Here is a 12,193-nt window from a genome sequence, read left to right on the forward strand (position 1 = left end):
TTAAGGAGCGCTATTTAAACCCAATTTTCAAGAGCTAGATTTGGAACCCTTTTAAATTCAGATAAATTGTTAGTGACTAAAGTTAATCCATGACTTCTAGCGTGAGCAGCAATATGAATATCATTCACGCCGATTGGCTTTCCAGCTTGTTCTAAAAATGCCTTTATTTGACCGTAATGCTGAGTCGCGTTTATATCGTAAGGTAAAACCTCTAAATGACTGATAAAGTCCTCAATAGTGTTGAGATTCTTTTCTACTTGCTTACTTTTTTCAGCGCCATAAATTAACTCTGCCAATGTAATGGTAGATATAGCCATGCGACTTGCGTTTTTATTAAAAACCTTAAGGGCCTCTAGAGGTTTTCGTTTCATGACGTAAATAACAATGTTTGTGTCTAATAAGTATTTAAGCATTAAAGCGGCTCTCTATCGCCTTGTTCTTGGGTTCCTCTTTCATCCATAAAGTCATCACTTACACCTGCTTCACTTAAGAAAAAGTTGTCCCATATGTTTTCAATTGGGGCAATGATGCGTTCACAGCCTTTTGCACGTACATTCACCTTGCGAACGTTCTCAGGAAGCCGCATCTCGACAGGTAGTCGCACAGCCTGAGTTCGATTGTTCGTAAAAACAGTTGAAATGGCCAAAATCTAGTCCTCCTCATGTATATAGCAATTGTATATTGCATTTAACCCTCTTGCAACCCCTATATAAGGGAGGGTAAATAAAAAACGCCTAGCAATGCTAGGCGTTTTGGTTTGTTGCTTTACTGACTTGTTTTATCGACTCATCACTGGCAAGAGTGGCACGATGAGCAATGCCACGATGTTAATGATCTTAATGAGTGGATTCACAGCAGGACCGGCAGTATCTTTGTAGGGATCGCCTACAGTATCACCCGTCACAGCTGCTTTATGTGCTTCAGAACCTTTACCGCCGAAGTTACCTTCTTCGATATATTTCTTGGCGTTATCCCAAGCACCACCACCAGTACACATTGAGATCGCTACAAACAAGCCGGTCACAATCGTACCCATCAATAAGCCTCCTAATGCAGCAGGTCCCAACAAGAGACCAACCACGATCGGAGCAACCACTGGCAACAGTGAAGGAATAATCATTTCTTTAATGGCTGCGGTTGTCAGCATATCGACAGCCTTGCCGTATTCAGGCTTAGCAGTGCCTTCCATGATTCCAGGAATGTCGCGGAACTGACGGCGCACCTCTTCTACTACTGCACCAGCACAGCGGCCAACAGCCTCCATTGCCATCGCACCGAACAAGTAAGGAATCATGCCGCCGATAAAGAGGCCGATGATGACCATGTGGTTTGATAGATCAAAAGAAACTTGCTGACCAATCGCCTCTAATGCATGGGTGTAGTCAGCAAACAATACGAGTGAAGCCAATCCAGCAGAGCCAATCGCATAGCCTTTGGTAACTGCTTTAGTAGTGTTACCAACCGCATCCAATGGATCGGTAATGTCACGTACTGATTGTGGCAAACCAGCCATCTCCGCAATACCACCAGCATTGTCTGTAATTGGACCGTAAGCATCTAGCGCAACCACAATACCTGCCATTGACAACATCGCAGTTGCGGCAATCGCTATGCCATACAAACCGGCTAACCAGTAAGCAGCAAAAATAGCAGCACAAACAAAGAGCACTGGATATGCAGTGGACTTCATAGAGATACCCAAGCCCGCAATGATGTTAGTACCATGGCCTTTAGTAGAAGCCTCGGCAATATGCTGCACTGGCTTGAACTGAGTACCGGTGTAGTACTCGGTAATCCAAACCAAGCCTGCAGTTAGCAAGAGACCCACAACGGTTGAGCCGAACAAGCGCCATTGGCTACCTGGAATGCCCAAAGCATCATCCGGCATGATGAGGTTAGTCACAAAGTAGAACGCTACCAATGACAAGCCACCTGCAATGATCAGGCCCTTATACAAAGCAGGCATCACATTTTTCATACCAGGCGTTGCTTTTACAAAGGAACAGCCGATGATGGAAGCAATGATAGAAACGCCACCAAGTACGAGTGGATAAACAATTGCTGCAACTGGAGCACCGACCACCATCAATGAACCAAGCACCATCGTGGCAATCAATGTCACTGCATAGGTTTCAAATAAGTCCGCCGCCATACCAGCACAGTCACCGACGTTATCACCGACGTTATCAGCAATCACCGCTGGGTTACGTGGATCATCCTCCGGAATACCTGCCTCTACCTTACCAACTAAGTCAGCACCAACGTCTGCGCCCTTGGTAAAAATACCGCCACCAAGACGCGCAAAGATGGAGATCAAAGATGAACCAAATGCCAAGCCAATGAGCGGGTGCAATACAGAAGCGAGATCTTGTCCTGCACCAATCGATACTAGGAACATAAAGAAGAGACCAACTCCCAAGAGACCCAGGCCAACTACTAGCATGCCGGTAATCGCACCGCCCTTAAATGCAACATTGAGCGCTTCATTCATGCCCTTGGTAGCAGCTTCAGCTGTGCGTACGTTTGCACGTACTGAAACATTCATACCGATAAAACCGCATGCTCCTGATAGCACGGCACCGATCACAAAGCCGATAGCAGTCGCAAAGTCTAGGAAGAGCGCCATGAGGATAGTGAGAACCACCCCAACTACAGCAATCGTTTTATATTGGCGTGACAAATAAGCGGCGGCACCCTGCTGAATCGCCTCTGCAATTTCTTGCATTTTGGCATTTCCCGTACTTTGCTTCAAAATCCAGCCGCGCATCACAAAACCGTAAATTACGGCTAGGACACCGCAAGCCAAGGCAAAATACAAGCCTAAAGTGACATTACTCATGCTTGACTCCCTAAAGTTGATCTTATTGTTTTGTATATCTAGCGCTTAGGTCGACCAGGTTTTAGAAAGCTTTAAACTAGGGTCTTTAAGCTGTACCAGTATGTAACAGAATCACCCCTGCTACCCCTTGCTGGAATCAGGGTATTTACTAATCATTATTCGGAGTATTTATGAGTCTCGACAACGTCAAGCCAGGCAAAAAGATCCCAGAGAGCTTCAACGTCATTATTGAAATCCCAATGAATGCGGATCCAATCAAGTATGAAGTTGATAAAGAAAGTGGCGCGATTTTTGTAGACCGTTTTATGGGTACTGCAATGCACTATCCATGTAACTATGGCTACATTAACAAAACGATTGCTGGTGACGGTGATCCTGTTGACGTTCTCGTAATCACTCCATTTCCACTGATTCCGGGCGTGGTTGTTAGCTGCCGTGCAATTGGTGTTTTACAAATGGAAGATGAAGGCGGTCAAGACGCTAAGTTGTTAGCTGTTCCAGAAGACAAAATTTTACCAATCTATACACACTGGCAAAAACCAGAAGACATCAACCCATTACGCTTAAACCAAATCCAACACTTCTTCGAGCACTATAAAGATCTCGAGCCAGGTAAGTGGGTCAAAGTTAAAGGCTGGGGTGGTATTGCAGATGCCCATACAGAAATTATGGAAGGCATTGAGCGTTACAACAAAGAGCATAAATAATTTTTATCTTCATTATTAATAAAGGCTTTGTGAATCGGAGTGAGTGCCCAGAAAATTGCCCTAGTCCAAATGAACCCCTTACTCGGGGATCTGGCTGGCAACGCGCAACTGATTTACAAAGCCGCTCAAAATGCCTTTCAGCAAGGCGTCAAACTTGTAGTTACCCCCGAGCTCTCGCTCACCGGCTACCCTCCAGAAGACTTATTACTCCGCCCCGCTTTTATTGAAGCGGCACAGCAGCAGCTTGATCTCTTAATGAAAGAGTTGGCGCAATATTCTGGTCTCACTGTAGTAGTAGGTCATCCTAAAAAGACTTCAGCTGGCCTACAAAACTTTGCCTCTGTTTTACAAAACGGCAAAGTGATTGCCGGCTATGCCAAACAAGAATTACCCAACCACGAAGTATTTGATGAAGTGCGGTACTTCGTTCCAGGCAAAGAGGCCTGCGTATTTGAATGTGAAGGTATTCATTACGGATTGATATTGTGTGAAGACGCATGGCATGTTGGTCCAGCAAAACAAGCACATGCCGCTGGCGCACAAGTCTTACTTGTTCCCAATGCATCACCCTATCACCTGAAAAAAGAAACTCTGCGTATTGAAGTACTACGAGGACATATTGCACAAACCAAAATGCCTTTGGTGTATGTCAACGCCGTTGGCGGTCAAGATGAATTGGTCTTTGATGGCGGCTCATTTGCATTAGATAGTCAGGGCGAGCTTGTCATGGCAATGCCGCAGTTTGAAGTTGGGCTCGGTATTGTAGAAATCCACTCATCCGGTCAATTAGAAAAGGGGGCGATTACTCCACCCCAAAGCGTTGAGGCACAAGCCTATCAAGCATTGGTTTTAGGTGTGCGCGATTACGTGAACAAGAATCGCTTTCCTGGAGTCATTATTGGTTTATCGGGTGGCGTAGATTCGGCTTTGGTATTAGCGATTGCGGTTGATGCCTTAGGCGCTGATAAAGTCCGTGCAGTGATGATGGCGTCACGCTACACGGCCGACATCTCTTGGATCGATGCGAGCGAGCTAGCGAAAAACTTGGGCGTCCAGTATGACGAGATTCCGATTAGCGGCCCAGTAGATGCCCTCGAAGAATCTTTAGCTGCACAATTTAAAGGCTTAAAGGTAGATGCTACTGAAGAGAATATTCAAGCACGTGTCCGTGGCACTCTTCTCATGGCGCTCTCCAATAAAACAGGTCGCCTAGTGTTAACCACTGGCAACAAGAGTGAAATGGCCGTCGGCTACTGCACTTTATATGGTGATATGGCGGGTGGCTTTGCAGTTATCAAAGATATCGCCAAGACTTTGGTTTATCGACTATGCGATTACCGCAATAGCATTAAGTCTGTGATTCCAGAGCGGATTCTGACGCGCGCGCCTTCTGCCGAATTACGCCCCGACCAAACTGACCAAGACAGCCTGCCCTCTTATGAAGTACTAGATGGGATAGTGGAGCGCTATATGGAACAGAATCAATCCATCGCCCAAATCATTGCCGCTGGCTTTGATGCCGAGAGCGTGGAAAAGGTCACTAGGCTGATCAAGTTAAATGAATACAAGCGTCGTCAAGCGCCGCCCGGGGTTCGTGTAACCACCCGCGCTTTTGGTCGCGATTGGCGCTACCCAATTACTTCACAATTTAGGGCTTAGAAACCAAAAATGATGCTTGTTTTTGACCTTATCTGCTAGTTCTAGGTATGATTACTGCATTAGGGGGAATAAATGAAATTAATTACATCAATCATTAAACCGTTCAAGCTTGACGAAGTCCGTGAGGCTTTAGCAGAAGTGGGTGTTACTGGCCTTACCGTCACCGAAGTAAAAGGCTTTGGCCGCCAAAAAGGTCATACCGAACTTTATCGTGGCGCTGAATATGTAGTCGACTTTTTACCTAAGGTAAAAGTAGAAGCCGTTGTTCCCAGTGATCGTGTTGAAGCTGCAATTGAAGCGATTACCAAAGCTGCACGTACTGGAAAAATTGGTGATGGAAAAATTTTCGTTACCGCGGTTGAGCAAGTCATTCGTATTCGCACAGGCGAAACAAACGAATCTGCAGTTTGATCGCTCTTTAAGCTAAACAGATTCTCAGCGCGACTGAGAATCTGTAATGGCTACAGGCTGACTGATTTCAGCCGCCTCTAAAATAATGGTCTTACCAGTGCTACCTGTTCGCACCTTAGCGCCCTGGAAATACAAATCCACCTGATTTAAGCCTGCTGTGAGCACCTTAAATGGTGGCTTGCCATAAATACTGACGCCTACACCGGACTCCAGGGTTTTGTTTTGGGCTTTACCAGATGCATCAATCACACAGATAGTTTGCGCCGTCTTTGATTGCACATAGACCAGATCAGCAGCTTTTCTTGGGGCTTCAGGCTTATAAGTAACAGCTGCCGCATCAGCGGCTGGGCATTCTGTAGAAACTACTGCCGCAGGAGCTGCGACCTCTGGCGTGGCAGCAGCTGCAGGCTTAGCTTCCTCTGCTGGGGCGGCTGGCGGGGCTTCTTGCGCCACCTCCACCACAATCTCTTCCTTCGGTGGCTCAGGAAAAAATAGTGGGCGTAAATTCACTATCGAAAATAGCAGTGCAGCAGCGATACCTAATAGAACAAAGATTTTCTTTTGGGGATTGCTTTTTGCAGCCGCCTTACTGCTCTCAAATTGGCCTAGCGGCTTAATATCCTTAACAACTACTTTGAGTGTCTCCTCCACTTGCTGTGGCTTGAATTTTTTTTTCTGGTGCAGGCTCTTTTTCTGCTTTGACAACTTTTTGTGCAACAGGAGGCTCTAGCTCTTTTTCTGCGATGATTTTTGCTGGCGGCGCTTCTTCGCCAAAATCAAATGCGTCTTCTTCTTTTAGCTTAAGTAAACCAGCAACTTTTTTTGCGGCAGTAACTTTAACTTGAGGTCCGTAGAAAGTGCTGGTTTCGCCATTTTCAATTTGCTCAATTTGCCGAACGGACAAACAAGCCATGCCAGATAATTCTTTTGTGCTTAAGCCAAGACTTTCTCTAGCCTTTGTGAATACCTCTTTTCGAATCTCTGGGAGCTTGCCTGGCTTATTCACTGCTGAGGATCTTTCTGATGTTGAAACAATATCCGTGATCTTAATACCAAAACACTATCTGTGTTTAGGAGCAATCTACTAGAAATGAAAATATTAGGGGCCTGATGTTCAATGTTGATTCAACAATTATTCTCATGAACAAGCAGCCATAGCAATTAATAATATGCCACTCAAAACATCACCCCAAAAACAGCACCCAAACACCCTAGAAATGCAGAAATAAATATTGCATCGCAGCAAAATGGCACCTCCAATATGTCGGACCAAGAAGACAGTCCAAAGATCTCATCTCACGGCACAATAGAGCCTTTCGACACAAACCTTTTCTGGAGTAATAAGCATGAAACGCCTTAATGAACGCTCGCGCATGGTCACCGAGGGAGTCGCTCGCGCACCCAACCGCTCGATGTATTACGCCATGGGTTACAAAGATACGGATTTCTCAAAACCAATGGTTGGAGTTGCTAATGGTCACTCCACGATCACCCCTTGTAATAGCGGATTACAAAAATTGGCAGATGCTGCCGTCCAGGCTCTAGAAGAAGCTGGTGCAAAGGCACAACTATTTGGCACCCCTACCGTATCTGATGGTATCGGCATGGGCACTGAAGGCATGAAATATTCTCTCGTCTCACGTGAAGTGATTGCCGACAGTATTGAAGTATGTGTCAATGGTCTTTGGCAAGATGGTGTAGTTGTCATTGGTGGTTGCGATAAAAATATGCCAGGCGGCATGATGGCAATAGCGCGCACCAATGTTCCCGCAATCTATGTATATGGCGGAACGATTAAGCCTGGTCACTACAAAGGCAAAGACCTCAATATTGTTTCTGCATTTGAGGCTGTTGGTGAATTTACTTCTGGCAGATTAAGCGCAGAAGATTTAAAAGGTGTGGAAGAGCATGCCTGCCCAGGTAGTGGTTCATGTGGTGGTATGTATACCGCTAATACGATGAGCTCATCCTTTGAAGCCCTTGGCATGAGCCTGCCTTACTCCTCAACCATGGCTAACGTAGATGAGGAGAAAGTGGTAAGTGCTGCTGAGTCTGCCCGCGTTTTGGTTGAAGCCATCAAAAATAACTTACGCCCACGCGACATCATTACTAAGAAGTCGATTGAGAACGCGGTTAGCGTCATTATGGCTGTAGGCGGTTCTACTAATGCTGTTTTGCATTTCTTGGCCATTACCAGTGCCGCTGAAATTGAGTGGACGATTGATGACTTTGAACGTATTCGTCAGCGCGTTCCAGTCATCGTGGATATGAAACCATCAGGCACTTATTTAGCAACCGACTTACATCAGGCTGGTGGCATTCCACAAGTCATGAAAATTTTGCTCGACGGTGGATTGCTCCATGGTGATTGCATGACGATTACTGGCAAAACGATTGCTGAAACATTGAAAGATATTCCGTCTGTACCACGTGCAGATCAAAAAGTGATTCGCACTTTGGATAATCCGATTTATAAGCAAGGTCACTTAGCTATTTTGAAGGGCAATATTTCTCCAGAAGGATGTGTTGCCAAAATCACTGGCCTCAAGAACCCATCGATTACTGGTCCAGCCCGTGTATTTGATTCTGAGGATGATGCGATGGCCGCTATCATGGCCCAGAAGATCAAAGATGGAGACGTCGTGATCATTCGTTATGAAGGCCCTAAAGGTGGTCCTGGTATGCGTGAGATGCTCGCCCCAACCTCTGCCCTTGTTGGTCAAGGTCTAGGTGAGACTGTCGGCCTCATCACCGATGGTCGCTTCTCTGGTGGCACCTGGGGCATGGTCGTAGGCCACGTAGCTCCAGAAGCGTATGTTGGCGGTGTCATCGCCCTCATCCATGAAGGTGACTCTGTGACCATCGATGCCCATAAGTTACTGATTCAGCTCAACGTCAGCGAAGAAGAAATTGCCAAGCGTCGTGCTGTTTGGAAACAACCGAAGCCACGCTACACCCGTGGCTTGCTGGCTAAGTATGCAAGCCTTGCAAGTAGCGCAAGTAAAGGCGCAGTAACAGACTTGAACTTAGACTTAACTTAATTGGTAAGGCTCTAAAACAAAAGCCCCTAAGTAAAACTAGGGGCTTTTTTATTACCTTAAATCATTCAATGGCAACTTAGTGCTTCATTGCTCCGCCATGACCAGCACCCATAGCATTAACTGGCATTTTGACTTCCACTTCGCCAGCCTTAGCAAACTTGAGTTTTACGGGAACAGTTTCACCAGCAGTCAATGGCGCCTTAATGTTCATGAACATGAGGTGTAAACCTCCTGGCTTTAACTCGACTTCACCGCCTGAGGGTACAACGATATCTTTCACTTGGCGCATTTTCATGACGTTGCCATCCATTGCCATCTCGTGCAATTGCACTTCACCAGCAACAGGTGAGCTCGCAGAAACCAATTGATCAGCAGCACCCTTGTTTTCAATCTTCATAAAGCCGCCAGCAGCCATCTGGCCTGGCACTGTAGAGCGGGTGTAGGCTTTCTCAATCTTAATTGAACCCACTCTCGCCTCTTGCGCTTGCACAGAAAAACTAAAGCCTAAAGCTACAACTAATAATGCCAATATATTGCGTTTCATATTTACTCCCTTTTCATTAATCTAAAACCTCAAGATATTTCTCAAGCTTTTTTAAGACATTCCCGTTAGCTATAAACAAAAGCATAGCCTAAAATTTACCAACTCATTGTCTTGGTACCGTCCTTAAATAAAGCATCGCCAGTCACCTTAGGACTACCAAGCTTCACGCCTGCAATCAAATCAGATTCAGCGTAACCAGCTTGCTTTAGACACATGGGACACATGATAACCAAGGCACCACTAGTAATCACTTCGGTTAAAGCCTGCTGCTGATCGGAAAACTTATTAGATCCTGCTTTTACACCCAGTATCACCGCTTTATCATTCAGAAAAATGGTTAATGGATGACCATTGGCAGAGTGATGTTTGCCAAAATTAATCGCCATACTAGCGCGATGCGTTTCATCAGTCGAAAGATTAATGAATAAAGGATCATTAGGCCCCGCCATTGCTGACAACGATAAGGATGCCAAAATTGCAATGAATACCACTTTAAGTGATTTAAACAACATATACATCTCCAAAAAATAAATACGTTAATAATTTGCGCAACTTTAAATCCTTAGTCCTTGATGTGTATCAAAAGCTAGCAGATAAGCCCACCGAACCCCAGGTTCCTGGCATTGGGTAACCTTGGCGGTAGCTGTACTGTTGATTGAAGATGTTTTCTACCATCACAAATACCTCGCCCTTTTTGCCCAGCTCCGGAATCGGATAAGAGACGCGTGCGTTAGCAACCGTAGAACCATTGACCAATGTCGTATTGGTCGAGCTAGTATTCCGACTTAAGGTCTGAGAGTAAAAAGAGGTTTGATATTGAGCATCAACAGATAGCCTGAACTTTCCAAGGTACCCAGTAATGGCAGCATTAAATGCATTTTGAGGCACATAAGGTAAATTTGCGACGCTATTGTTATTTAAATAGGTCCACCCGCCAAATACCGTCAATTCTGGAATGAATTCTCTTTGGGCAGAAAGTTCAACGCCCTGCATAGTGTATTGACCATAAGTACTCCAAGTTGCGCTTGGTGGAAATGGGGGGCCATCTGCAATCGTAAAGACGGAGCGATTTTTAATCGTGTCTTGGAAAAGACTGGTATCAACTCTAGTTTTCTTATCTATAAAGAATTTTCCACCGAGCTCCATATGAGTCATTTCCTCAGCCGATAAATTCTTCCACGACTGATTTGCCCAATTTACAGGAATAGAAGCCTGCAAAGCTGGTCCCTCCATCCCGGGATAGTTAATACCCTGAGAGGCGTTAAAGAAAATTGTTGCAACATCAGAAACTAGAGAAATACCCCCATATGGAGCTGTCTTAGAGGCGTACTGATTATTCTGATAATTACGCACACCAGCAGATGGCACCAAAGACCACTTGTTATTCATCATAAAGCTGTGGCTGACACCCATGTAAGGGGACATTAATTTATAGGTTGGTAGGGTAGTCTTTGTAGTTGTACTTGAAAGCGCACCATTAAAGGCTGGAGTACTTGTTACACTTCCGCTTGAAGAATCGTAATCAAGGCCAAGCAAAACATTTCCACCTTGCCAAGGGGTGATTGACTCTTTCCAGCGGAGACCTTGCATGGTGAAGTTGTTATAACTATTTCCCCATCCTCCAGATACCAAATCATTATTCAAATTACCATTACCGGTATTTGAATAGATACGAAACTCGCCCTCTACCGAGTCATAATTATGTTTTGCAAATGCCGTCACCATTTGCGCGTTACTATCGTATGTTGGAGCGATAACTGGTGATGGTAAGGTATTGTTGCCAGGGTCTTTGGCGGTATTGTTAAGCGCCATGCCACTAATACCAATCTTCCAATTTTGGTCAATTTTAAAACCAGCAGATCCCATGATATTTGCAAGTTGACCACTACTATTTGTACGAGCGCCATTGGATTTAGAAAAACCCTGCGCTAACGAGAAATCAACATCATTACTGCGACCGGCCAAATCAACCTGCTCAATCATGGTGTTATAGGAACCATAGGAAACTCGTGCATTACCGGATACACCATTGTTAGGTCCGGCAGTCTTAGTATTTAAATTAATAGAGGCAAAGTTATTTCCATTAATTTGAGGCTGAGGACTCTTGTAAATAGTGATGTCTTTCATGCCATTGACTGGCAACAAATCCAATAATGCATGGCCCCAAACTGGCATATACATTGGCACGTTATCAATGTATGTCTTAATCTCGCTACCTGGGCGACTGAGACCCATTCCGCGAATAAAAATAGAGCCGCCCTGATCACCGCCGAACGAACCAACAGGGTTGTAACGAGTAATTTGGGTTCCCGGTGTATTTCTTAAGGCAGACGAGAGATCGGAAGCGTGTAAATCCCGTAGTGTTTCATCTGTGATAACTGCAGATGTACTCGAAAATCGGTCGATCTCAATCTCTGCTACGTCTGGTTTAGCTGTAACGATTACATTTGGCAAGTTTTGCGCATACACATTACTAGCCACGATGAGTGAAGTGGCAAGTGCTAATTTAGTCTTATAAAGTTTCACGATTTATCTCTTTTCTTAATGTTTTGAATTTGGTGAGTGCTTCGCATCGTGAACCATGTTCACAACGCCATCAAATGAATCAAACTGTTTTATTTGCTGCGGGCTAAGCTTGGCTTCAGCATCTTTTAGTTTTGCAGTAATGTTGGTGGCGATCTCTTTGGAGATGCCAATTGCGGCAATCCCTTCCGGATCCTTAAAGCCAGAACCGCCACAGGCAATGATTTCCCAATCGTTATGCTTTCTACGTAGCAAGGCACGACCACCCTTCTGGCCTTGAGTCCAATCAGCAATGGCAACCTTGCCCTCAATCACAATAGGACTGGTTTTAACTTTCAAGTTAGGCTGATCAAAGGACTTTGAGATCAGTGCCTTGATCTTTTCCTGGCTCACCTCATTGGTTTGAGAGTGGGCTAGTGCACCACCTGCATAGGAAAGACCGGCAATAGCCATCACCAGGCAAATAATG

General features: G+C 45.2%; 13 protein-coding genes. 4 read left to right on the forward strand and 9 right to left on the reverse strand.

Features of this window, described 5'->3' with window-relative positions:
• Nucleotides 1–14: 14 nt before the first annotated feature.
• The 3 genes from vapC to B6A14_RS09745 form a co-directional block, all read right to left on the reverse strand.
• Complete coding sequence (vapC, locus tag B6A14_RS09735) at nucleotides 15–413, reverse strand: type II toxin-antitoxin system tRNA(fMet)-specific endonuclease VapC (RefSeq protein ID WP_087910248.1); 399 nt, start codon at nucleotides 411–413, stop codon at nucleotides 15–17.
• Complete coding sequence (gene vapB, locus B6A14_RS09740) at nucleotides 413–646, reverse strand: type II toxin-antitoxin system VapB family antitoxin (protein WP_087910249.1); 234 nt, start codon at nucleotides 644–646, stop codon at nucleotides 413–415. Before vapB ends, vapC begins: the two co-directional genes overlap by 1 nt.
• A 132-nt stretch (nucleotides 647–778) precedes the next feature.
• On the reverse strand, nucleotides 779–2,839 hold the full coding sequence (locus B6A14_RS09745; protein WP_087910250.1) for a sodium-translocating pyrophosphatase: 2,061 nt from the start codon (nucleotides 2,837–2,839) through the stop codon (nucleotides 779–781).
• A 170-nt stretch (nucleotides 2,840–3,009) separates the two neighbouring features.
• On the opposite strand from B6A14_RS09745, the gene ppa reads away from it, so the two are divergent.
• The 3 genes from ppa (at nucleotide 3,010) to B6A14_RS09760 (ending at nucleotide 5,616) form a co-directional block, all read left to right on the forward strand.
• Nucleotides 3,010–3,546: an inorganic diphosphatase gene (ppa, locus tag B6A14_RS09750; protein ID WP_087910251.1), complete on the forward strand. Its 537-nt coding sequence runs from the start codon at nucleotides 3,010–3,012 to the stop codon at nucleotides 3,544–3,546.
• A gap of 39 nt (nucleotides 3,547–3,585) precedes the next feature.
• Nucleotides 3,586–5,205, forward strand: coding sequence for an NAD+ synthase (locus tag B6A14_RS09755; RefSeq protein WP_087910252.1), 1,620 nt, complete (start codon nucleotides 3,586–3,588; stop codon nucleotides 5,203–5,205).
• A 72-nt stretch (nucleotides 5,206–5,277) separates the two neighbouring features.
• Nucleotides 5,278–5,616, forward strand: coding sequence for a P-II family nitrogen regulator (locus B6A14_RS09760; RefSeq protein ID WP_087910253.1), 339 nt, complete (start codon nucleotides 5,278–5,280; stop codon nucleotides 5,614–5,616).
• 24 nt (nucleotides 5,617–5,640) lie between these two features.
• Here B6A14_RS09760 and B6A14_RS09765 read toward each other — a convergent pair whose 3' ends face one another.
• The gene (locus B6A14_RS09765; RefSeq protein WP_087910254.1) at nucleotides 5,641–6,267 is read right to left on the reverse strand and encodes a hypothetical protein; all 627 of its coding nucleotides are present in this window, start codon (nucleotides 6,265–6,267) and stop codon (nucleotides 5,641–5,643) included.
• On the reverse strand, nucleotides 6,239–6,622 hold the full coding sequence (locus B6A14_RS09770) for a helix-turn-helix domain-containing protein (protein WP_087910255.1): 384 nt from the start codon (nucleotides 6,620–6,622) through the stop codon (nucleotides 6,239–6,241). The genes B6A14_RS09765 and B6A14_RS09770 overlap by 29 nt, the downstream gene beginning before the upstream one ends.
• Nucleotides 6,623–6,962: 340 nt before the next feature.
• Between B6A14_RS09770 and ilvD the strand changes: the two genes are divergently transcribed.
• A complete protein-coding gene (ilvD, locus tag B6A14_RS09775; protein ID WP_087910256.1) occupies nucleotides 6,963–8,657 on the forward strand; it encodes a dihydroxy-acid dehydratase in 1,695 nt (564 codons plus the stop codon).
• Between the two features lie 76 nt (nucleotides 8,658–8,733).
• Here ilvD and B6A14_RS09780 read toward each other — a convergent pair whose 3' ends face one another.
• The 4 genes from B6A14_RS09780 to B6A14_RS09795 all read right to left on the reverse strand — a co-directional run bounded on the left by B6A14_RS09780 (nucleotide 8,734) and on the right by B6A14_RS09795 (nucleotide 12,177).
• Nucleotides 8,734–9,201, reverse strand: coding sequence for a copper chaperone PCu(A)C (locus B6A14_RS09780; RefSeq protein WP_087910257.1), 468 nt, complete (start codon nucleotides 9,199–9,201; stop codon nucleotides 8,734–8,736).
• Between the two features lie 95 nt (nucleotides 9,202–9,296).
• Nucleotides 9,297–9,713: a DsrE family protein gene (locus B6A14_RS09785; protein ID WP_087910258.1), complete on the reverse strand. Its 417-nt coding sequence runs from the start codon at nucleotides 9,711–9,713 to the stop codon at nucleotides 9,297–9,299.
• Nucleotides 9,714–9,780: 67 nt separating this feature from the next.
• Entirely contained in the window at nucleotides 9,781–11,727 is a 1,947-nt protein-coding gene (locus B6A14_RS09790) for a TonB-dependent receptor (RefSeq protein ID WP_087910259.1), read from the reverse strand.
• A 15-nt stretch (nucleotides 11,728–11,742) separates the two neighbouring features.
• Nucleotides 11,743–12,177 (reverse strand): copper uptake system-associated protein, encoded by a 435-nt coding sequence (locus B6A14_RS09795; RefSeq protein WP_087910260.1) that lies wholly within the window; start codon nucleotides 12,175–12,177, stop codon nucleotides 11,743–11,745.
• Nucleotides 12,178–12,193 lie beyond the last annotated feature (16 nt).

This window comes from Polynucleobacter hirudinilacicola (genome assembly GCF_002192535.1).
Taxonomy (GTDB): Bacteria; Pseudomonadota; Gammaproteobacteria; order Burkholderiales; family Burkholderiaceae; genus Polynucleobacter; species Polynucleobacter hirudinilacicola.